The sequence below is a fragment of the Blautia sp. MSK.18.38 genome (assembly GCF_024460535.1).
GTDB classification, from domain to species: domain Bacteria; phylum Bacillota; class Clostridia; order Lachnospirales; family Lachnospiraceae; genus Blautia_A; species Blautia_A fusiformis.
Window position 1 is genome coordinate 194,440 of record NZ_JANFYP010000003.1, and the last position, 23,075, is coordinate 217,514.

16 protein-coding genes are annotated in these 23,075 nt (G+C 43.3%); all 16 read right to left on the reverse strand.

What is annotated here, in order from left to right:
- Positions 1 to 24 precede the first annotated feature (24 nt).
- Complete coding sequence (gene minD, locus NE638_RS03590; RefSeq protein WP_118752708.1) at positions 25 to 813, reverse strand: septum site-determining protein MinD; 789 nt, start codon at positions 811 to 813, stop codon at positions 25 to 27.
- Positions 814 to 870: 57 nt separating this feature from the next.
- A complete protein-coding gene (locus NE638_RS03595; RefSeq protein ID WP_173745779.1) occupies positions 871 to 3,768 on the reverse strand; it encodes a penicillin-binding transpeptidase domain-containing protein in 2,898 nt (965 codons plus the stop codon).
- Positions 3,753 to 4,280, reverse strand: a complete 528-nt coding sequence (gene mreD, locus NE638_RS03600) for a rod shape-determining protein MreD (RefSeq protein ID WP_021652034.1) — start codon at positions 4,278 to 4,280, stop codon at positions 3,753 to 3,755. The genes NE638_RS03595 and mreD overlap by 16 nt, the downstream gene beginning before the upstream one ends.
- On the reverse strand, positions 4,270 to 5,166 hold the full coding sequence (gene mreC / locus NE638_RS03605) for a rod shape-determining protein MreC (RefSeq protein WP_015525123.1): 897 nt from the start codon (positions 5,164 to 5,166) through the stop codon (positions 4,270 to 4,272). Before mreC ends, mreD begins: the two co-directional genes overlap by 11 nt.
- A 13-nt stretch (positions 5,167 to 5,179) precedes the next feature.
- Positions 5,180 to 6,193 (reverse strand): rod shape-determining protein, encoded by a 1,014-nt coding sequence (locus NE638_RS03610; RefSeq protein ID WP_015525122.1) that lies wholly within the window; start codon positions 6,191 to 6,193, stop codon positions 5,180 to 5,182.
- Between the two features lie 16 nt (positions 6,194 to 6,209).
- Positions 6,210 to 6,917 (reverse strand): RadC family protein, encoded by a 708-nt coding sequence (radC, locus tag NE638_RS03615; RefSeq protein WP_173745780.1) that lies wholly within the window; start codon positions 6,915 to 6,917, stop codon positions 6,210 to 6,212.
- A 105-nt stretch (positions 6,918 to 7,022) separates the two neighbouring features.
- On the reverse strand, positions 7,023 to 8,624 hold the full coding sequence (locus NE638_RS03620) for an NAD(P)/FAD-dependent oxidoreductase (RefSeq protein WP_173745781.1): 1,602 nt from the start codon (positions 8,622 to 8,624) through the stop codon (positions 7,023 to 7,025).
- A complete protein-coding gene (locus tag NE638_RS03625) occupies positions 8,621 to 9,826 on the reverse strand; it encodes an NAD(P)/FAD-dependent oxidoreductase (protein WP_110925773.1) in 1,206 nt (401 codons plus the stop codon). The genes NE638_RS03620 and NE638_RS03625 overlap by 4 nt, the downstream gene beginning before the upstream one ends.
- On the reverse strand, positions 9,823 to 11,097 hold the full coding sequence (locus NE638_RS03630) for a methionine gamma-lyase family protein (protein WP_118607983.1): 1,275 nt from the start codon (positions 11,095 to 11,097) through the stop codon (positions 9,823 to 9,825). The genes NE638_RS03625 and NE638_RS03630 overlap by 4 nt, the downstream gene beginning before the upstream one ends.
- Positions 11,098 to 11,118: 21 nt before the next feature.
- Positions 11,119 to 12,072 carry a tRNA (adenosine(37)-N6)-dimethylallyltransferase MiaA gene (miaA, locus tag NE638_RS03635; protein ID WP_059085844.1) on the reverse strand — a complete coding sequence of 318 codons (954 nt, stop codon included), beginning with the start codon at positions 12,070 to 12,072 and terminating at the stop codon, positions 11,119 to 11,121.
- A gap of 27 nt (positions 12,073 to 12,099) precedes the next feature.
- A complete protein-coding gene (gene mutL / locus NE638_RS03640; protein ID WP_092070037.1) occupies positions 12,100 to 14,211 on the reverse strand; it encodes a DNA mismatch repair endonuclease MutL in 2,112 nt (703 codons plus the stop codon).
- Positions 14,212 to 14,215: 4 nt separating this feature from the next.
- Positions 14,216 to 16,834, reverse strand: coding sequence for a DNA mismatch repair protein MutS (gene mutS / locus NE638_RS03645; RefSeq protein ID WP_173745790.1), 2,619 nt, complete (start codon positions 16,832 to 16,834; stop codon positions 14,216 to 14,218).
- 168 nt (positions 16,835 to 17,002) lie between these two features.
- Positions 17,003 to 18,280 (reverse strand): tyrosine-type recombinase/integrase, encoded by a 1,278-nt coding sequence (locus NE638_RS03650; RefSeq protein WP_173745782.1) that lies wholly within the window; start codon positions 18,278 to 18,280, stop codon positions 17,003 to 17,005.
- A gap of 70 nt (positions 18,281 to 18,350) precedes the next feature.
- Positions 18,351 to 18,548, reverse strand: a complete 198-nt coding sequence (locus NE638_RS18385) for a helix-turn-helix domain-containing protein (RefSeq protein ID WP_005422911.1) — start codon at positions 18,546 to 18,548, stop codon at positions 18,351 to 18,353.
- 94 nt (positions 18,549 to 18,642) lie between these two features.
- Positions 18,643 to 20,202, reverse strand: a complete 1,560-nt coding sequence (locus tag NE638_RS03660; protein ID WP_173745783.1) for a hypothetical protein — start codon at positions 20,200 to 20,202, stop codon at positions 18,643 to 18,645.
- Between the two features lie 641 nt (positions 20,203 to 20,843).
- The gene (locus tag NE638_RS03665; protein WP_173745784.1) at positions 20,844 to 23,033 is read right to left on the reverse strand and encodes a PcfJ domain-containing protein; all 2,190 of its coding nucleotides are present in this window, start codon (positions 23,031 to 23,033) and stop codon (positions 20,844 to 20,846) included.
- Positions 23,034 to 23,075 lie beyond the last annotated feature (42 nt).

Here is a 23,075-nt window from a genome sequence, read left to right on the forward strand (position 1 = left end):
AAATGTCAGACAGCAAAGCGTCTGTTATTTTCGAAAAATGCTGCCAAGACGGTGGAATACACCATTTTTTCGACGCACAGTAACATAAGGGACCTCTTCGCCCATAAGCCTCCGGCAGATATTGCGATACTCTTCTTCTGCCTGGGAATTTTTTCCGGATAAAGGTTCTCCCTGATTTGTGGAGATCACGATCTGTTCATCATCCAGGATCGCACCGATCAGATCTACAGCCAGGATTTCCAACACATCTTCTACGGACATCATATCACCTCTGGCGATCATTTCCGGTCGAAGCCGGTTGATGATCAGCCGGATATCACGGAGCCCTCCGGACTCCAGCAACCCGATGATACGGTCTGCATCCCGGATCGCGGAAACTTCCGGTGTGGTCACGACCAGTGCACGGTCCGCTCCGGCTACTGCATTTTTGAATCCCTGTTCAATTCCTGCCGGACAATCCAGAAGGACATAATCGAATTCTTCCCGGAGATCATCGGTAAGCTTGATCATCTGTTCCGGAGATACGGCAGTTTTGTCCTTGGTCTGGGCAGACGGAAGAAGATACAGTTCTGAATGCCGACGATCCCGGATCAGTGCCTGTTTCAGGCGGCAGCTCCCATTGATCACATCAACCAGATTATAAACAATACGGTTCTCCAGTCCCATGACAACATCCAGATTTCGGAGTCCGATATCGGTATCTACAACTGCAACCTTTTTTCCCATGGCAGCCAGTCCGGTCCCGATATTTGCCACGGTGGTGGTTTTTCCAACACCGCCTTTTCCAGATGTAATGACAATGACTTCACTCATGTTTTCTGATTCCTCCTATAAAATGTTCCACACTTCTGGTATCCTCATAAAGTTTGTTTAGTCATTCGATACATTACTGGTATCGCTTGCTGCATAGCCAGTGAGAATGGTGCTTTCATCTGCAAGTCCGAAAATGTATTTAAAGATATCATTAGCTGCAAGGCAGGCATTACCGGATGCATATCCGTTTGCGATTCGTACAGATATTGCGTACTTGGGATCAGAAACAGGCGCATATCCGATAAAAAGTGCATTGTTCGGATGATAATAGTCAATCTCGGCAGTACCGGTTTTTCCGGCTACTTCAACTCCAAGTCCGTTAAACTGATCATGAGTCTGCACTACACGATACATACCGTCATGGATGGCATCCCAGATATTGCTGGAAAGATCCAACTGTCCAGCTGTTTTGGAAGGATATTCCTTTATAAGTTTTCCTTTGGAATCCGTCACACGGTCCAGAAGGGAAAGCTTGTAGATCGTACCGGAAGTGGCGATCGTTGACGCATAGCGTGCAAGCTGGCTGGTCGTAAACGTATTGGTACCCTGTCCAATATAGGAAGGAACCGCGTTTTTGTCAGAAACCTGCGGAGAAGCCTCGGAAATTTCAATGCCGGTTTTCTGATCCAATCCCATGAGGGAAGCATATTTCTGAAGCATTCCAAGACTTCTGGCTTCAGAAAAATTACCTTCGGAATCTTTACCAAGTTCGAAACCGATCGTAGTGAAAAATACGTTACAGGACTGCTCAATGGCCTCACGGATATCAAGAGAACCGTGGCCCTGTTTATTCCAGCAGTTGATCGGAGGTGTTACAAGGTCAAAGCTTCCTGTACATTCAATATATGTGCCATCATCTATTACGCCCTCGGACATGCCGGCAACAGTAGATAAGATCTTTAATGTAGATCCTGGAGCCGTCTTCTGCTGTGTTGCCTTGTTGAAGAACGGGCTGGAAAGATCTGTGGAAAGCTTTGCATAATAATCGGTGTCCATATTGTTGGTCAGACGATTATTATCATATCCCGGATAGGAAACACATGCGAGAACATTTCCGGTTGTAGTATCTGTGATCACCGCAGATGCAGAGCACGGAGCCAACGCAAGCTGGGCCGGTGTGATCTCAAGATTTGCGATCTTGCGATACATGAAGGTGTAGGCATCAAGACCACCGGAGGCCATTGTCTGATACAGTTCGTCTTCTTTTGAAAGAACGCCCTGTTCATAGAGAACAAGACACAGATCTTCTCCACTGATGGTGTCTTCCTGAAGCATATATTTATACAGAAGCTTTGAAAAGCCTGTATCTGTCTTCAGGTAATCAATGATATAGGCGGTAAGAGCCTGATAGATCTCTTCAGAATCCAGATATTCTCCGGAGGTTGAGATCTGGGAAATATCGATCCAGTTCTGACTGGCAGCATAGTTCAGATAATCCTTCAGACTGATACTCTGGTCATTTTTCCAGGCTTTGTATGTTTCATCTGCGGTATCAATGGAATCACTTTTCAGTACCTTCAGGGTATTGGTAAGAAGATCATCACAGATATAGGTAAGATATTCCTGCATCTGCGTATCTTCATCCTTATAGGCTGGAGGATTGTCACCTGTCAGCCTGTTACTTATTGTATCAAAAACCTGTTGCTGTTTTTGCTGAAATTTGGCGTATAAATTTTTTTCTGTATCGGAAGCATCTGCATCGCTGAATTTATTGATATCGATCACACTGTTTGCGATCAGTGCATTGTATACATCATAGATTGGGATGGTGATCTTACTTGCATCTTTCTCTGCTTCATAATCAAAGCTTTTATTTGGTGTCAGTTTAGAGAGGACAATACCGGCAACACGCTGTTCCAGGATCTGGTAAATACTCTTCTGCCAGTCGGAATCAATGGTCAGATAAACATCGTTTCCGGCCACAGGATCAACAGTTTTGGAATTGTCGATATCAAGGACTTTACCAAGATTATCAACTGTGACCGTTTCTTCTCCATCTTTTCCCTGAAGTTCAAGCTCCATATACTGTTCGATCCCGGCTTTTCCAACAACCGCATCATTGGAATAATCAGGATTATCCTTACGAAGGGTTTCCAGTTCTTCAGAAGAGGCCTGGCCTGTGTAACCGAGGATCGGCGCCATACTCTCATCGTCCACATATTTTCTGGTGGAATCTTCTACAATGTCAATACCCTGGAGAGCGGCCTGATTTTCTTTTATGGCTGCCACAGATTTTTCACTGACATTTGTTGCAATGGTCACCGGCATATATTTCTTGAAACTGTTGGTGTTCAGCTGATAGCGCATGATCGCAATTTCGAGGATTTCCTGTTTGGTAAGCTCTTCCGGAAGAGAATGTGCGGCAAGTTCTTCCGGGGTGTAGGCATCTTTTCCGTAAAGAACGATAGAAAATCCGTTGCTTCCGGTAAGATGATCCATGATCTGGGCTGCGGTTGCGTTTTTCTGTTCATCACTGAGATCATCAATCTGTGCTTCTCCGTAAATATCCGCACGGAAACGGTTAAGAGTAAATCCTTCATCTACATCAAAAGCATAGTCGCCATGATCATTGACGGTAATATGAAAATTATCAGATAAGCTGTCCCCGTTTTTGGAAAGGATCTGTAATACCTGGTAGGCGATACCGTTCAGAGTCAGATTCTTTTCTCTGGTGCTGTTGTATGTACCGCTATCTTCGAATGTGACAGAATATGCAAGTACATTGGAGGCGACAACTGTGCCGTTACGGTCATAAATATTACCACGGGTGCTTTTGATCACGCGTGTTTTGGTGGTACGTGTCTGAAATTTACTGATGTAATCCTCTCCCTGTATGATCTGCAGACTGAAAAGCTGCCGGACCAGGACAGATGACAGAAAAATAAATACGATCACAAGAACTGTAGTACGTTTCAGACGGATTTTTTTGATGATTTTTTTTATTTTAATTCCCAAATAGACTCACTTTCTTTCCTTACAGTATCCATTAAGTGGTAGTTGATCCAGTAAAATACCCGGTATACGATGATGGTGAGAAAAACCGTATATACAATCTCGGGGATAATGATCCTGTATATGTAGGTCCAGAATCCAAGACGGCCTCTGAGCAGAAACTGGAGGCCATACACAGCCAGATTATAAAGAAGATCTGTTCCTGCTACAAGAAAAAGCGGAACTTTCAGATCATCATCATAAAAACTGCGGAATGCATAGCCGCTGATAAAACCTATATACATATAGATCAGTGCATAAAATCCAAACAATGATCCATAAAAGAGATCGACAAAAAGCCCGGAAAAAAATCCAGTCCACAGACCGACTTTTCTTCCACGCATAAGTCCCATAGATACACACAGGATCAAAAGCAGATTTGGAGTGATGGATCCAATGGAAATACGGTCCATTACTGTGCACTGAAGGAGAAAACAGACAATGATAGTGATAAATAATATAATCCTATTTTTCATTGGACGCATCCTCCGATTTGTCTATCGCGTCCTGTTTATTGGTGGTGATCACAAATACATCTTTCAGATGACCGAAATCAACCGGTGTAACGATCGTACCTGTTTTTGTCAGGTTATTGGGATCCTGCTGGATCTCACTGACATAACCAATAAACAGTCCTTCCACATATTTTTCACTGATGTTCGAGGTGACAATACGTTCTCCGACTGTTACCTTGTTATCCTGATCGTAAAGCTGCTCAAAGCTTAATTTGCCTTCATCGATCAGTTTCAGATCTCCAGTGACAACGCAGTTGTCGGAAGTACTGACTGCCATGGCACTGACATTGCTGCTGTCATCGATGATGGAACGGACAGTAGCCCAGGAAGGTCCCACTTCTGTAACGATACCCACAAGACCCTTTCCGGCGATCACGTTGTTATCAACCCGGATCCCGTTATTACTGCCTTTGTTGATCATAAAGGTATCATACCAGTTTCCGGGATCTTTGGAGATTATCCTTGCGGCAACCTTGGGATAGTCGGTATATTCCTGATCAAGATCGTAAAGTTCCTTCAGGCGTGTGAGCTCTGTCTGGTCCTGGATCAGGATGTTATTCTGTTCCGTAAGACTGTTGATCTGACTTTTCAGCTCTTCGTTTTCCTGAAGCACGTCCTGTTTATCACGAAGATTGTTTTTTACATTTCCAAATATATCGCTGACACCGGCGATCCCCTTTTCAAAGGGAACGATAAGAAAACCGGCTGCCTCCTGAAGTGGTGCGGAAGAGGTTCCGGAGGCTGCTGTAGCTACAATGCAGCTTCCACAGAAAAGTGTCATGATTACCAGAAGATGTTTACTTTTTAAATTAAAATGAAAACGCACTTTTTTTCGGATGTTTTTCATTATATATGCCCCTTTACAGTTTTTTCTGCTTTACCGGCTGGGCCCATTTGCGCAGGTTTCTGTCGCGGATGATCTTTTCCAGGCCGTATGCTGCAGAAGTTTCATACAGATCAGAAAGATTAAAGGCAAATCCTGTATAGCTAGCCAGATAGTTATCTATATAAGGAAGCCGTGTACTGCCGCCGGTCAGATAAATGCCCTCTTTTGCGATATGATAAGCAATCTGTGGCGGGGTACGTTCCAGAAAAGATTTCATCTCTGCTGCGATCTGATTCACACAGTTGGCGATCCCTTCATTAACAACGTAGGCAGAAATAACTTCTTCTCGTGGAAGTCCGGAAATACTGTCGATCCCGACTACTTTTCGGGCTTCTTTTTTCTGATCATTCAGTCTTCCCATAACTACTTTCAGACGTTTTGCAGTTCGTGTTCCAATCTGAAGATTATAATGTTTTCGGATCTCGCTGCAGATAGATTCGTTCATCTGTCTGCCTCCGATGGGGATCTTACGGCTAATGATGATCTTGCCGTCGGTTATGATGGAAAACTCTGTACTCTGTGCACCGATGTTTACGATCATGCTGCCCTGATTCTTTTCAGGGTCGATTCCCATGGCAATGGCATCTGCAATAGGGGCCTCCACCATAAAAACACGGTTTTTCCGCAGCCAGTGACCATTGACCAGATGATAGTATGCCCTCTTTTCGATAGCAGTCATATCAAGTGGTACGGAGAAATACATGTCTGCTCCGAGACCGGATGTATGATCGATTTTTTTTATCATGCTGTAAAGGACGATCTCCTGCAATTCCAGATTTGCCAGCATACCGAAAGCCATAGGAGAATTTACGGAAATATCTGCAGGTGATTTTTCAAACATTTCATAAGCTTCGTTCCCTATGGCAAGGATCCGGCGTCCTCTGTAGGCTACCATGTTCTTTTCTATGTAACTTTTGTTTCTGAAAAATGAATAGACTTTTACAGAGCTGCTTCCAAGGTCTACTCCGTAATTATTTCTAAAAAGCATAAATCTGTCCCTTCACTTAAGTATATTCATCAAAAATCCCTTTTTCGCGGAAACTGACATACCTGTGATCACCGATGATGATATGATCCAGAAGATGGATGCCGAGGAGTTCACCACAATGATAGATCCGTTCCGTAACATCCAGATCAGCCTGGCTGGGGGAGGGATCGCCTCCTAGATGATTGTGGACTAGGATCAGGTTCACCGCCCGATACTTTACAGCTTCTACAAAGACTTCTCTTGGTGTGATCAGTGTGGCATTGACAGTACCGCGACTTAAAAGCTGTTCCCCCGACAAATGGTTATGTCCGTCCAGCATCATGCAGTAAAGCAATTCCTGCTCTTCATGCCGGAGCCGCTCCATATAATATTTCGCAATGGTTACCGGATGGTGAAAAGACAATTCCGGTTTTGCAGCTGCGGTTGCCATACGCTTGGAAAGTTCCCCGATACATTTCAGCTGTATGGCTTTTACCTTACCGATCCCATGGATCTTCATCAGTTCCTGCATGGAAATATGAAACAGTCCAAGCAGGCCACTGTATCCGGTCTGTTTCGATAAATTCAGGATTTTATCTGCCAGAGTCAGGGAACTGGATCCCTGTACGCCACAGCGCAGGATCACGGCAAGAAGCTCTCGATCGCTTAAGGACTGTTCTCCTTCCCGCAGACATTTTTCATACGGACGCTGATAATCTGGCATTTCCATTATAGTATCTTTCATATGATTTCCCTTTTCGCTCTCGAAGAAGGGGATGCAAAATTGCAGAAGTTATTTTAGCATAAAAAAGCAGGGATGTACACTCTATCCCGGAAATTTCCACTTTTTTCACATTTTGTTTACAGGCAGGGCATAAACAGAAGCGACTGCTTCTGCCACCTTGATCCCGTCCATCGCTGCGGATGTAATGCCTCCGGCGTAACCGGCGCCCTCTCCGCAGGGGTAGATCCCTTCTATATTGGAAGTGAGCTTTTTCGGTTCCCGAACGATCCGTACAGGAGAAGAGGTACGGCTTTCTACTCCTTCCAGCAATGCATCCGGTCGGTCAAAACCGGAAAGCTTTTTTCCAAAAGCATGGATTCCTGCTTCAATGGAATCGCCGATCTCTTTTGGGAAAATACTGCGGACATTGGTAAGTGTATAAGCTCCTTTGATACAGGGGATCACATCTCCAAGCCTGGTACTTTTCTGATGGGTACAGTAATCTTTGAAAAGCTGTACCGGAATTTTTCCTTTTCCGGCTTCCCAGGCAGCGCGCTCCAGTTTTCGCTGCAGAGCGATTCCGCCGAGAACTCCCTCTTCAGGAAAATCAGAAGGGTTTACCGTAACGATGATAGCACTGTTGGCATTATGGCTGTCACGTGCCTGATAGCTCATACCATTCACTGCAAGCATACCTTCTTCAGAAGATGCATTTACAACATATCCGCCGGGACACATACAGAAAGAATAAACGCCACGTCCGTTTTCCAGTGTATGGGTAACCTTGTAGCTGGATGCACCCAGACGATCGTTTTCCGGTTCCCCGTAAAGATCCTGGTTGATCATAGTCTGCGGATGTTCCACACGTACCCCCACTGCAAAAGATTTCGGCTCCATGTTAATATTGTGTTTTTCCAGCATGGCAAACGTATCTCTGGCGCTGTGGCCGGGAGCAAGAATGCAGATTTCTGCCGGTATTTCCTCTTTTGCATTGACAATGACTGCATTAAGCTTCCGGTCACGGATCATCAGATCAGTTACTGTGGAACGAAAACGGAATTCCCCGCCCATTTCTTCAATCTGATGACGCATAAACTGAACGATACCTACAAGCTGATCTGTGCCAAGATGAGGCTTTTGCTGGTAAAGGATCTCAGAGGGAGCTCCTGCCTCCACAAATCGGGAAAGAACTTCCTTTCCTCTTCCAAAAGTATCTTTTACCAGAGTATTCAGCTTTCCATCGGAAAAAGTCCCTGCACCGCCCTCTCCGAACTGTACATTGGAATCCGGATCCAGGATGCCGTTTTTCCAGAAATTTTCCACGGTTTCCTGGCGTTTGTCTGCTTCTTCTCCCCGTTCCAGTACCAGTGGACAGTATCCGGCTTTGGCCAGGTACCAGGCACAGAATAATCCTGCAGGTCCGCTTCCGATCACTATAGGACGATGGGACAGAGTTTCAGAGCCAGATGAGGGAAAATGATATTTTCTCTCAGAGGTTAACATAATATTTTTATCGTGAACCTTTTTGAGAACACGGGATTCGTTATCCAGTTTAATATCTACAGTGTAGACAAATTTTTTGTCCTCTTTGTGCCGGGCATCCAGAGATTGTTTTCGGATCTCATAGGTGAACGGCTGATTTCCAAGACGAAGCATTTTTGCTATTTTTCGGTGAAGCTGCTCTTCTGTATGAGTGATGGGAAGCTTCAGCTGTGTGATCCGGATCATTTTTCTTCCTCCTTTGCTGCCCAGATACCGGCAGCAGCTCCGCTTGACCACGCCCACTGCAGGTTATAACCTCCGCAGGTACCGTCAATGTCAAGGAGCTCTCCGGCAAAATAAAGACCTTTATGAAGTCTGGACTCCATGGTTTTGCTGTGAACTTCAGACGTATCCACTCCACCGGAACAAACCTGTGCCTGTTCGAAGGAAAGGCCGTTTTTTACCGTGAGACGAAAATCGGTGATCCCGCGGATAAGATCCTTCTGTGCACATAAAACACGGATCAGTTTTTCAGGAAAAAGTCCGATGAGAAGTTCTTTTTCTGTTTTGTAAGGACAGGCTGTTTTTCTCTGTTCCAGGTATTCTTCCAGCTCTTTCCGGTTCAGTTCCGGAAAAAAATTTATGGAAAGCTCCACATTTTTGTTTTCATGGACGGCACGGATAGCATAGCGGGAAATCTGGAATACCGGGATCCCGGATACACCGTAATCGGTAAGCTGCAGTTCTCCCTGCTGGGAAACTGTCGGTGTGCCGTCTATATAAAGTGTTATCTTACCTTCTGTCCGTACACCACTCCAGCCGGAAAAAGAATTTCCCTTACATTTCAGAGCTGTCAAAGCTGGAAGGGGTTCGATCAGATGATGTCCGAGACTTTTTGCAATTTCATATCCGCTTTCGCAGGAACCTGCAACGGAAGACGCACGGGAACCATTTGCAAGGATCACGGCATCACCACTGTAGGTCCATCCGTCCGTATGGATCTTCCACTGTCCGTCTGCAAAAGACACGCCGGTAACGGTCTGATTGGTTTTCAGCTTTACCTTCAGGCTGCGTGCCTTCATGACAAGAACATCTACCACACTCTGTGCCTGGTTGCTTCGGGGATAGATCCATCCGCTGCGGTCTGTGGTACAGATTCCCAGTTCCTGAAAGAATTTCAGAGTTTTTTCCACAGGAAACTGTGCCAGGGCATCTTTGGCAAATTCAGGATGAGATCCCCGGTAAGCGTTTTCATCCTGATTCAGGTTCGTCATATTACAACGGCCGTTTCCCGTAGCACAGATTTTTTTGCCGGGACGGTCATTTTGTTCCAGAACCGTAACTGCAGCTCCGTATACAGCAGCCTGAATAGCTGCCATAAGACCGGAAGCCCCGGCTCCTATGACAAAGATCTGTTTTTTTAAGTCCGGTCCTTCGGATTTTTTCATAATCTCACAAGTTCCTTATCAACCATATACTGAAGAGATTTCAGGATTCCCAGCTTTGCATGCTCCCAGGTGAGACCACCCTGGAAATAAACTGCATAAGGCGGTTTCATAGGACCATCGGCAGAAAGCTCGATGGAAGAACCCTGGATGAAAGCCCCTGCTGCCATGATCACCTGGCTGTCATATCCCGGCATATCCCACGGCTCCGGTGTTACAAAGCTGTCTACCGGTGCAGCAGCCTGGATACCCTGGCAGAATGCTACAAGACCCTCCGGTGTTCCGAGAGTGACCGCCTGGATGATATCCTGACGTGGTTCTGTGCTGTTCGGTACCACCGGGAAACCAAGTTTTTCGTAAATGTTTGCTGCAAAAACGGCGCCTTTTAAAGCTCCTTTGGTAACCATCGGTGCAAGGAAAAATCCCTGGTACAGAGAACGGTTTACACCAAGGGTTGCCCCCACTTCCATGCCCAGTCCCGGGCAGGTCATACGGTAGGAAGCGTTTTCCACACAGTCTTTTCTTCCGGCGATATATCCGCCGATAGGGGCAAGACCGCCGCCTGGATTTTTGATCAGGGAACCCACCATGATATCTGCACCTACATCACTTGGCTCTATGGTATCTACGAACTCACCGTAGCAGTTATCTACCATGCAGATCACATCCGGTTTGATCTTCTTTACAAAAGCGATCAGCTCACCGATCTGTTTTACAGAGAAGGAAGGACGAGTCTGATAGCCTTTGGAACGCTGGATGGTTACCAGCTTTGTTTTTTCATTGACTGCTTTTCTGATGTTTTCATAATCAAAGGTACCATCCTCGAGAAGATCCACCTGACGATATTTTACGCCATATTCCGCAAGGGAACCATTGGACGGGCGGATACCGATCACTTCTTCCAGGGTATCGTAAGGCTTTCCTACAGGGGAAAGAAGCTCGTCACCGGGGCGCAGGTTTCCGAAGAGAGCAATGGCAAGTGCATGAGTTCCACAGGTGATCTGCGGGCGTACCAGGCAGGCTTCTGTGTGGAAGGTATCGGCATAAACCTGCTCCAGAGTTTCGCGGCCAAGGTCGTTGTAGCCATAACCGGAGGAAGCTCCGAAACAGGCCTCACTGACACGGTTCTTCTGCATGGCGCGGATAACCTTCATCTGGTTGTATTCTGCAGTCTTATCAAATTTCTCAAAACGTTCTTTCAGGGAATCTTCCACAGATTTACCGAAATCGTAAACTGCAGAAGAGATTCCAAGCTGTGCATATAATTCTTTCATGATCATTTTTCCTTTTTTATTTTATTTGGCAGGGAGGATTCCCTTTTCCCTGCATACAGAAAGCATGTAGGAAAGGATCCTGCTGTCATCGTAATCAAAGTTATCTTTATCTACCCAGGTTACTTCGCCTTCTCTGCGGAACCAGGTAAGCTGACGTTTGGCAAAGTGTCTGGTGTCACGTTTCAGGACCCTTACGGCTTCCTCATAAGAATAGTTTCCGTCCATCCAGTCCAGGATTTCCTTATAGCCAAGCCCCTGCATGGAAACCATTCCCCTGTGGCAGCCCATCTCCCGAAGCTTTTTAACTTCTTCTGTCAGACCGTTTTTCAGCATTTCGTCCACTCTTGTGTCAATGCGTTCATAGAGAAGTGGGCGTGGTGCGTTCAGGACGAAATAAGCCAGTGCATAGGGACTGGTATGCTCCTTCTGTTCTTCATTATGTTCGGAGATCCTGGTACCGTTCTGTTTATAAAATTCCAGGGCACGGATCACCCGCTTGACATTGTTCTCATGGATATCTTCGGCTGACTTGGGATCGACCTTGGCAAGCATGTCATGGAGAAATGCAGGCCCCTTCTGCTCTGCCAGCTCTTCCAGCTCCCTGCGGTAATGTTCATCCTGGTCGGAGCTGGTAAAATCAATATCTCTGGTCACAGACTGAATATAAAATCCTGTGCCGCCTACCAGGATCGGAATCCGGCCTTTGTCATAAATTTTGTCCATGGCATCTTTTGCCATCTGCTGAAAAAGGACAATGTTAAAATCTTCTGTTGGCTCCAGTACATCCACCAGATGATGTGGGACGCCATCCATTTCTTCCGGCGTGATCTTGGCGGAACCGATATCCATATGGCGGTAAACCTGCATGGAATCCGCGGAAATGATCTCTCCGTTTACTGCTTTTGCAAGTGCAATGGAAAGCTTTGTTTTTCCCACGGCAGTAGGTCCGGTAAGGACGATAAGAGGTTTTTTCATAGATTTTCTCCGTTTATGATAGGTATCTTACACGATACGTTTAAATTTTTTTTCAATCTCTGTCTTACTCATGGCAATGATGGTTGGCCTTCCATGAGGACAGTTATAAGGATTTTCCAGTGTCAGAAGTTCATCGATCAGCTTGTCGGCTTCCTGGGGTGACATGGAATGATTGCCTTTTACAGCAGCTTTGCAGGCCATAGTTGCAAGCCTTGCGGTAAACAGTTCAAATGCATCTTTGGAGCCGTCTGCAGTGAGATGGTCCAGCATTTCCAGAAACAGCTCTTCCTCTGTCATTCCCAGAAGACTGGATGGCACCGCACTGATACTGTACTCTCTTCCCCCAAAAGGTTCGATCTCAAAACCGAAATCCCGAAAATATTTTTCGTTTGCTTTTAACAGGTTTTCTTCCTCAAGGCTGAGTGAAACGATCAGCGGAGGGCTTACGTACTGAGACTGGATATTCTGAGACTGGAACAGCTTTACGAACCGCTCATAATATACTTTTTCATGGGCCGCATGCTGGTCAATGATATAAAAATTATCTTCGAACTGTACCAGCCAGTAGGTGTCAAACAGCTGTCCGATCAGCCTGTGGCGGCTTCTGGATTCCGGGGCAAGAAGCCGTTCTTCGAAAAGTTCCAGCTGTTTTGGCGTTTCCTGTTCCAGGGATTTGATCGGCTCGCTGTTTATCTCAGGAGATGTCGATTCGGCAGGTTTTTCAGATATCACTTCTGGATCAGCTGTTTCTACAGCGGAAGTCTCTTTTTTTCCGTCCTTCAGTGTGCCGGAAAACATTTCCTCTTCTTCTTTTGTAAAGGGCTGAGATCTATATACGGGATTTTCCCGCAGAGAACCCATATGCCTGTATTTATCTGTAAAAGAATCTGAAGAACTGTGAGCTGTTTCAGCTGAGCCATAGGAGGCTGTACTATTTGTCAACTTATTATAAGGTATCGATGAAACCGGCGATGTATGTACTTCAGAAGCTGTCGGTGCAATATGGGAAGCTATATTCGCCGTCCGGTTCTGGTGTCCGTACATCTCCTGCCGTCTTTTTACCTCGAAAGGTTCCGGAACATTTCCTGGCTTCATCTGCTCGTTGTGAGATGTCGGTTCGTCTTTTCCCACAGATACCTGCGGGATTAGTTCTCTGTGAGTCAGTACCTTACGAACAGTTTCATAGATAGCCGTATAAACTTCGGTTTCTCTGGCAAAACGCACTTCTCTTTTTGCCGGATGTACATTAACGTCCAGGTCATTACCATCCATTTCGATCCGAAGGGAAACAAATGGAAATTTATGCTGCATGACCAGTCCTTTATACCCATCCTCAATAGCCTTGGTAATGATCTTGTTTTTTACATACCGGCCATTGATATAATAATTCTCAAAAGTGCGGTTTCCTCTGGAAATCTCCGGTTTTCCCACAAAGCCTTCGATCTTCATAAAATCATTTTCATAGGAGACTTCCAGAAGTGCTTTGGCGATCTCCCGTCCGTAAACGCTGTAGATCACATCCTTTACGCTGTAATTTCCGGAACTGGAAAGTTTCACCTGACGATTCTGGATATATTTAAAGGAAATTTCCGGATGGGAAAGCGCCAGCTGTTCCATCAGCGTATTGATGTAACCGGCTTCTGTCATGTCGGATTTCAGAAATTTGCTTCTTGCAGGTGTGTTGTAAAAAAGGTTCCGGATCAGGAAGGTGGTTCCCTCCGGTGCGCCCATCTCCTCCAAAGACTGTTCTTTTCCACCTTCGATCACATAGCGGGTACCGCTGATGGCAGAAGGAGTTTTTGTGATCAGTTCTACCTGGGAAACTGCGGCAATACTGGAAAGAGCCTCGCCACGAAAGCCCAGGGAGGCAATATGTGTCAGGTCTTCCACTTTTTCAATCTTGCTTGTAGCATGACGTAGAAAAGCAAGGGGAACCTGTTCTGCTTCCATTCCGGAGCCGTTATCTGTGATACGGATCAGCTTTTTTCCACCATCTGTGATCTCTACTGTGATGGCGGTAGCTCCTGCGTCAATAGCATTTTCCACAAGTTCTTTTACAACAGAAGAAGGCCGCTCCACAACTTCACCTGCTGCGATCTTATCAATGGTATTCTGGTCTAAAACTGCAATTTTTCTCAAGGTATCACCACCGGTTCTTTATTTTGTTCTGCAGATTATAGAGAATATTCAGGGCCTCCATTGGAGTCAGGTTGCCAATCTCCAGGCCTTTGATCTCTTCGATGATATCATTATCCTGCACCGTGTCAAAGAGTGACATCTGTGCCATATCCACCTGATCATAGGTGATCTTCTGTTTCTTTTTCGGAGCAGTCAGGTCTTTTACCGCTGCGGTGATATCTGCGTCACTGAGCTCTTCCACAAGTTCCTTGGCACGCTGGATCACGGAATCCGGAACACCGGCAAGCTTGGCCACCTGGATACCATAACTCTTGTCAGCGCCACCTTTTACGATCTTACGAAGAAATACGATATCGTCACCCTTTTCTTTGACAGCAATACAGTAATTGTTGACACCGGAAAGTTTTCCCTCCAGTTCGGTAAGCTCATGATAATGGGTCGCAAATAAGGTTTTGGCACCGCAGAGCTTGGTATTGCTGATATGTTCGATCACTGCCCAGGCAATGGAGAGGCCGTCAAAAGTACTGGTTCCACGTCCGATCTCATCCAGGATCAGAAGGCTACGGGAAGTGGCATTGCGAAGAATATTGGCAACCTCCGTCATTTCCACCATAAAGGTACTTTGTCCGCTTGCAAGGTCATCAGATGCACCTACACGGGTGAAGATCCGGTCAACCACACCGATGTTTGCACTGTCTGCCGGAACAAAGCTTCCGATCTGTGCCATCAGTACGATCAGGGCTGTCTGGCGCATATATGTGGATTTTCCGGCCATGTTTGGTCCTGTGATAATGGAGATCCGTTTTTTGTGGTTGTCAAGATACGTATCGTTTGGAATGAACATATCATTTTCGATCATCTGCTCCACAACCGGATGACGGCCGTTTCGGATATCAATGAGGCCTGTCTCATTGATCTTTGGCCGGACGAAATTATTCCTCTGGGCAACCAGTGCAAGAGAAGCGAAAACATCCAGTGCAGCCACTGCTTTTGCAGTGCGCTGGATACGGACAACTTCCGCTCCAACCTGATCACGGATACTGGAAAACAGTTCAAATTCCAGCGCATAAAGCTTATCCTCAGCTCCAAGGATCAGATCTTCCAGATCTTTCAGTTCCTGAGTGATATAACGCTCTGCATTGGTAAGGGTCTGTTTGCGGATATAATCCTCCGGCACAAGATCTTTGAAAGTATTGGTAACTTCCAGAGAATAACCAAATACACGATTGTACTTGATCTTCAGGCTTTTGATACCGGTACGTTCCCTCTCTCTTGCCTCCAGCTCAGAAAGCCATTTCTTTCCATCTGTCCGGGAACGGCGGAATTTATCTACATCTTCATTATATCCTTCCCGGATAATGCCACCGTCTTTCTGGGCAAGAGGCGGATCATCGGTGATAGAGTTCCGGATCAGCGAGGTAATGTCTGTCAGAGGATCCATATCTTCGTTGATCTTAGTAAGCAGTGGAGATTTGAATTCTGCCAGGACCTGTTTTATATAAGGAAGCATTTCCAGAGAAGAGGCAAAAGAAACCAGATCTCTCGGATTAGCGGATTTGTAACTGATACGGCTGATCAGACGTTCCAGATCATAGATCGGGTTTAAATATTCCCGGATCTCATCCCGTTCCATGGGTTTTTCATTCAGTTCTTCCAGAGCACCCAGTCTCTTTTCGATTTCCTCTGCATCGATCAGAGGCTGTTCCACATAAGACCGAAGTGTTCTGGCTCCCATAGCTGTTTTGGTCTTGTCCAGTACCCAGAGAAGAGAACCTCTTTTCTGTTTTTCGCGCATGGTTTCCACAAGCTCCAGATTACGACGGCTGGAGCTGTCGATAAGCATGTATTTCTCGGCAGAGTAAGGGCGGATACTTGCCATATGGGAAAGTGCTGTTTTCTGTGTTTCTTTCAGATACAGGAACAGAGCACCGGAAGCGATGATCCCGCTGTCGTAGTCACCAATTCCTAACCCCTCCAGATTTCCCACATGGAAATGTTCTTTTAGAGTTTTCTGACACAGCTGATCGTCAAAGTACCAGGGATCCAGGGCGAATACGCAGATTCCAAGACGTCCTTTCAGATCCTCCACATCCACACCACTTAAAAGAAACGCATCGTTGCAGATGATCTCTGCAGGTGTGAATTTATTGATCTCATCCAGAAGTTTCTGAGGCTTATCCAGCTCTGTAAGAAAGCAGTCACCGGTTGTGATATCTGCAATAGCACAGCCAAAATGCTCTCCAATGGAGACAATGGACATCAGATAATTGTTTTTGGACTCGTCCAGTGACATGGTATCCAGAGTAGTTCCCGGTGTGACAATGCGGACAACCTCTCGTTTTACAAGACCCTTGGCTTTTTTCGGATCTTCTACCTGTTCGCAGATGGCAACCTTATAGCCCTTTTCGATCAGCCGGTTGATATAAGTTTCCGCAGCATGAAAAGGAACGCCACACATGGGCGCTCTCTCTTCCAGTCCGCAGTCTTTTCCTGTAAGTGTAATTTCCAGTTCCCTGGATGCAGTCAATGCATCCTCAAAGAACATTTCATAAAAATCGCCCAGACGGTAAAAAAGGATACAGTCGCTGTACTCTTCTTTGGTCTTTACGTATTCTTTCATCATCGGTGATAATACACTAATATCCTCCGGAAACCCAGTATTTATGCGGCTTTTAGAAGTCCCAGATGTTGATTTGACCACATTATTACGATAGTTTTTTCCCTCGTTAGTGTTTTTGTCTATACTCAAGTATTTAAACCTCTCTTTAAAATTTTATCTCCATTTGCAAAATCAGGTTTCTGTTCCGTATTTTTGAATATACAGTTCGTATTCGTCATCTATATGTTCTTCTTCAATGTGTGTATAATAATTAGTCATTTTTTCATCAGAGTGTCCAGCTATTTTCTTTACTGTAGCGGCATCCATTCCCGATTGAATGCATCTTGTTACAAAAGTATGACGGAAAATATGAGGATGAACATCCATTAAATTCGGATCTCTGTTCTCTTTTTCTGCCAGAGCAATTTCATGTTTATTAACAATCCCAACAATCCGCCTGCATTCTGTTTGAGCTGATGATGGAAGATAACTTCTTCCTGAAGATGTTGTAAAAATCAGACCGGGATATTTTTTTAAAAGTATATTTGGTTTTCCCCAGTTTTTCCCCAGTTTTTCTTTATCACGATCCTGTTTTTCCTTCCAGCTCATAAAAGCAGCAATCACTGCATCCGTTAATGGAACCTTTCTATTGCTGGCACTTTTCTTTGGTGTTGTAATCTGAATAGTAGAATACCTTTCAGGAAGTTCATTTCCTTTCGAATCATAATATTTTGTAACTCTGTTTAAGGTTTTATATACACGAAGCTTTTCATGCTTAAAGTCAAGATCACACCATTCTAGGGCAAGTGCTTCCCCTATACGTAATCCTGTATGAAGAAGAATAAAAAAGAGTTCATAATACCGGGTATTCTTGCAGCTCTCAAGGAAACGATGAGTGTCATATATACTAAGACATTTTTCATCTTCTTGTTCCTGCATTATCTTCTCATCAGGTATTTCACCCGGTTCTTCTTTAGGCAGTTTAATATCGGCTACGGGATCTATGGGTATCATTTTTCCACTATATGCCTTTTGGAAAAGCTGACGGACTACACTTAATGATTGTATTACCGTTGTACGTGCATATCCTTCTTCTTCGAGTCCCTTTATCATGTCAAGAATATGTGTCGGACGGACCTCTATTAACCTCATGTAACCAATATATTCTCTTACTCGCTCAAAACCATTTACATAGTTACTTAAAGTGGTTGCTTTAACAGAATGCACCACATAAATAAGCATCCATTTTTCATACCACTTTGAAACAGAAATTCTAGGATCATATCCTGCAATTCCGGGGGAAACATTAGCAAGGTAGGCATTTCTTTCTTTTTTTAGATTTTGTAAATTTGTACCATAAATTGAAAACGTTTTTCCTGTACCGCGAACGAAAATTCTGGCCTCATATCGTCCATCTTTTCTTTGATATAATCCTTTTCCTAATTCTTTACCCTTTAAGTTTTTGCCCATAACACCACCATCCTTTCTGATGATAATGCATGGCACTGGATATATATTTTAGCACAACAAAAAAAAGCTTTCAAGACTGCCGATCTATCCATTTTTGAAATTTTTTCTTATCAATCAGTGTTCTGCGCCCAATCCGTACCATGAAACAGTTTTCATTCATCAATGATCTCATTGTTTTCTCAGAAAGTCCTGTAAGCTCACAGGCTTCTTTAACGGATATAAGAATTTTATCGTTGTTTGCTTCCGGCTGTGTTTTTTTTCGCAGCATATATAACCGGTCAATATCTGCAGGCAGATGATATTGACCGTTCCTCCTCTCTATTATATAAATTCTAAAAAAGGCTGCCTGCTGGCCTTATAGATTAATCCAATGTTCTACGTTCCTGTTGGCTGACATAATACTCCACTGCTTCCTGTAAACTGCATCCGGCCCTATGGCTTCGACTTATTACACTGCTTTTATTTATTCCTAATTCCTCACAGCATACTTTAAGCGATGGATAAACAGTTCCATGATATTCAAATTCCGGGTTACTTAACATTTTTTTCCTTTTTCTCGTCATAAAATGTGTAAACGATTCTTCAAGAGAACAATTCTTATCTCGTGCTCTTTGTCTCACACATATATCATCAATACCATATTTTTGACAACATGCCCGGAGACTTCGATATTCTATTCCTTTAAATGTAAATTTTTGTATTCTTTCGGCAATCATATCTTTATTTTCAATAAAATGCTCCAATGATTCTTCCATAGTACAATTCAATCTATATTTTCTTGAAGATACACTGTCAGCGTTGACTCCATATTCCAGACAGCATTCTTCCAAAGACCTATAGGTTTTGTCTCTAAAAATAAATAACGACGGCTGTATTTCCATTCTGGCTTTCTTTATGAAATGATCCAAAGATGCTTCAATGCTGCATTCTGTTGTTTTGGCACGGTTACGCACACTGGAAGCATTAACGCCGTATTCAGCACAACATGCTGAAACACTTTTATACTTTTTCCCTTTATAAAAGAATTGCATTTTCGGTGTTTCTGTTTCCTTTTTTTGAATATAATATTTCACAGCTTCTTCCCATGTACACTTTTTTCGCCAAGCTCTACTGCGTACACTAGATTCATTAATTCCATAGAATTCACAACATTGTCCAAGTGAGATATATTTATTTCCCTCATAAAAAAAAGCCTCTTTCGCACGATGCCTTTCTTTAGACATCACCTGATTTTCAGAAATTTCTTCTTTTTTCGTTACTTCTTTTGGCATACAACCTTCCATATGAGAGATAATTTCTTCCATAACATCCGCGTGAGGACGTTTCGCTTTAAATACTGCTGAACTTACTGACTTTGGCTTTAATCCATACGCAAGACAACATTCCGTAAAATTTTTGTATTCTTTTCCACGGAATTCAAAGGCTCTTTTCTCTTTAGATTTGATATAATGTGTAATCGCACGTGTAGAAGAAACCCCATTTTTTTCCATATACAAACGTACTGATATAGGATTTATTCCCAGGTCTTCACAACATTGAGGCAGTGATGGGTATTTCACACCATGATATGTGATTTCATGTGCTTTTTTCCATTCTATTGCCCGTTCAATCGCTTCCTGTGGTGTGCATTTTCGATTCCATATATCGGTCTTGACAGAATCTTCGTTTAAATCATAAAATTCGCAGCAGGTCTTAATGCTGGCCCATTTTCGATTTCGGAATATGATCTCTTTATTTTTTTTCAATTCAATAAAATGTGTAATTGCTTCTTCAGTATTGCATTTATATTGATTCTGGTACGACATTACACTACGGTAACATATTCCATAAACTTTGCAGCATTGACGTTTACTTTCAAAAGTCTTTCCATTATATACAAATTTGAATTTCTCCCTATAGTTTGATCTGATTTTACGTGGCATAAAAACTTCTTTCCTCCTTTTGGCGTGATTGGATCTGATACATGTCAAAACATTTTGCCAAACAAAAAAAAGACACTCCAAGAGTCCATTTTACTCTTTTTGTGTCTTTATCGGTTGATCCGCAGACGCGGTATAAAGTATAAAATTCTGACCTCGTATCAGAATAAAATTTTATGCAATCTGCCTTGCAAAATGTTCTATTTTATCGTATCATTCCAGATATTTAATGTCAATTTCACTACAGGCTTTAAACAGTAGCAGCTGCGTAGTATTTTACTCGTATTCCTGCGAATACATACATAAACTGTTGCATACATGTAAATGCCCCTCCGGTCTTTTCACCGGAAAAGGGCACTTACAGAAAACTTTTTGTATTCATGTCATACAAAAAATCATATAAATCAAGATTGGAAATGAAACAAACATAAGCCCAAAATCAACAAAGATCAATATCAGCCAAAGCAACTTTAATTTTTCCTCCAAAGCTCATCCTCCGTTTCGAGTATATTTAAGGAATTCCATAAAATCCCTTATACTTAAATAAAAGAGAATTTCAGAGCTGTTTCTGTAAATATCCCCAAACTTTCACAGGAATTTCATTTTTACTTTTGAAGTTACTTTTGTGATATATCAATCTGCTATTATGCGGCCTGTTCTTCCAGTTCCCGATTCCCTGCCTCCATTAAATCTTCCTCCAGAATTTCAGCAAGCAATTTGTTGCAATACCCAACACCATTTACACGAACGCCTTTGCTGCGGAGCTCGTCAATCTCTTTTTTCCTAAGACTCTGACTTTTTACAGCCAGTTTATAATCTTCTTTTGCCAGTTTCTTTTTTAATTGTTTCTGCCATTTTATAAGAAAATCCCTTGCAAGCTCAATATCTTCATTCTGCTGGTTATAAAAAGTACGTGTCTGCCTTATGGTCCCATCCGGTTCCACTTCAAGCGTATAGTACGCCTCCGTTGGTTGTTCTGCCTTTCTCAAAAACAGGATATAGGATTCCTGCTGGCTCATTCGTTCATAATAGGTTTCTGTATTATTTACGCAGTGATGCATCAGTTTTGCTTCATACAAAATGTCATCCACTTTTTCCGGCACAACGATCTGATACTCTTTGTCCGCATATTCATATTTTTTCAAATCCCTGCATATACGATTCAGACCCGGATACTTCTTTTCCAGCTCTCCGGCTCTTAAAATCAAATCTTTTGCTTCTATCTCTTTTATCATTTCATTATGTCTCTGCATGAGCTTTCGTGCACGGTAGATAACAGAATCCTGCACATTCACTCCGACCCGAATTGCCATATTGAGATAATCCTTCCATGTTTTGATCAGGTCTTTCACGGATTCCCCACTTTCTGCTGCCTGCTTTTCCAGATAATTTTTGATCTGTAAAGGGGTCATACGATCCATAATGAACATAAGATCCGCTGGTTTAAGCTTTTCCCGGCACATCCATGAAATCACATCGTCACGGATCAACTTGTTTTGGGCTTTTTCAAGTAATAGCCATTGAAGAAAAATCTCTCCCCCATTGTTTGTACGCAGCCTTTTTAAGCGGAACCTGTCAATTCCCAGTGCTTTTCCAAGGTCTCCGGAATCTTCACAATAGATCTGTGCTTTATTATCCATAATGTCCTCTGCCAGATGATAAAGTCCTGCTTTAATGAGCCGTTCCAGATAAGGTCTTTCTTTAACCATTTCAAAAAAACTTACCGGATCTAAAAACCTTTTGACTTTTGCATATTCGTAGAATCCTGTCCTACGGAATGTCCTGTTTTTAATGCCATACAGTGATTTTCCATAAATATTTCCCATATTATATTTTTCATATGTCATATAGCCACCGTAACCTGGATACAGTGGAACCTGTAATTTACCCTGGATCCATCGGCTTTCTTTTGTCCAATGATGACGGCCGAAATAATATTCTTTCGTATTTAATTTTTCATCATACAGGATTCTCCGGCGCTCAAAGAAAGAATATACTGGTTTTTTATATGAGCTGCTTACTATGAGCATCTGAAGCTGGAATTCTCTCAAAACAAATACATTATTCCCACAGGTCTGAAGCAGGTATGCAGTCTCTTTTTGGGTTTCTATATTTTTGGCCCGGCCTAATGCTTTATATTGAATCTGATGTCTGCATTTTGGGCAATGCCCCACTGCATTATGGTGAGGATGGCTGATTGGAACTTCGCTTTCACACCAACTACAATATCCTGTCTGATCTTTCCTGCGGCTGTAATGATAAAAGATAAAATTCTGGGTAATTCCAACTTTTTTCTGCCATCTCAGCCAGTCTTTCGGAACTTCTGGGAGTCTATCCATACACTGATCCCAGTTTGTCAGAATTTTTTCATATTTCATTCCCAGCCTCCGGTGTCTCTGGTCACATTGATATACATACAGTGCATAAAAAGCATCGTCATATTCACTTTCAAGATACTTTTGGATCAACGCTGTATCCGCCTCTTTCATATAAGAATTTTCCTGATATAACCATTTTGAAAAAATGGTCTTATCCAGCATACTTTCTGACCATTTCTTTTTCTGGTAATCATACCCTTTAAAAACATCGTTCTTTTTATCAACGTATAATGTATATACAGGTTTCCGACAGTCCATGGAAAGATATTCTGCCAGATAAAATGCTACTTTTAAAATATTGTTTTCTACTTCTGCACGTAAATATAGCCCCCTCTGATAAATCAGCTGCTCCGTATAGTATCCTTCATCTCTTACTGGCACATCTTCTTTTGCAAGTTTTATCAGTTCATCCGTAGCTTCCAGCAATTTCATATTACGCAATTCTTTTTTATTCATATCCGTCCTCTCCTTCATTTTCTGCTGTATATAATGTCATTT

Coding starts and splice junctions, on each gene's coding strand:
- NE638_RS18385 (WP_005422911.1), bottom strand. CDS start 18,548: ATGCTGCGAAAAAAAACACAGCCGGAAGCAAACAACGATAAAATTCTT.
- NE638_RS03650 (WP_173745782.1), bottom strand. CDS start 18,280: ATGGGCAAAAACTTAAAGGGTAAAGAATTAGGAAAAGGATTATATCAA.
- mreD (WP_021652034.1), bottom strand. CDS start 4,280: ATGAAAAATAGGATTATATTATTTATCACTATCATTGTCTGTTTTCTC.
- NE638_RS03625 (WP_110925773.1), bottom strand. CDS start 9,826: ATGAAAAAATCCGAAGGACCGGACTTAAAAAAACAGATCTTTGTCATA.
- NE638_RS03660 (WP_173745783.1), bottom strand. CDS start 20,202: ATGCCACGTAAAATCAGATCAAACTATAGGGAGAAATTCAAATTTGTA.
- miaA (WP_059085844.1), bottom strand. CDS start 12,072: ATGAAAAAACCTCTTATCGTCCTTACCGGACCTACTGCCGTGGGAAAA.
- mreC (WP_015525123.1), bottom strand. CDS start 5,166: ATGAAAAACATCCGAAAAAAAGTGCGTTTTCATTTTAATTTAAAAAGT.
- NE638_RS03620 (WP_173745781.1), bottom strand. CDS start 8,624: ATGATCCGGATCACACAGCTGAAGCTTCCCATCACTCATACAGAAGAG.
- radC (WP_173745780.1), bottom strand. CDS start 6,917: ATGAAAGATACTATAATGGAAATGCCAGATTATCAGCGTCCGTATGAA.
- NE638_RS03630 (WP_118607983.1), bottom strand. CDS start 11,097: ATGAAAGAATTATATGCACAGCTTGGAATCTCTTCTGCAGTTTACGAT.
- NE638_RS03665 (WP_173745784.1), bottom strand. CDS start 23,033: ATGAATAAAAAAGAATTGCGTAATATGAAATTGCTGGAAGCTACGGAT.
- minD (WP_118752708.1), bottom strand. CDS start 813: ATGAGTGAAGTCATTGTCATTACATCTGGAAAAGGCGGTGTTGGAAAA.
- NE638_RS03610 (WP_015525122.1), bottom strand. CDS start 6,193: ATGCTTTTTAGAAATAATTACGGAGTAGACCTTGGAAGCAGCTCTGTA.
- mutS (WP_173745790.1), bottom strand. CDS start 16,834: ATGATGAAAGAATACGTAAAGACCAAAGAAGAGTACAGCGACTGTATC.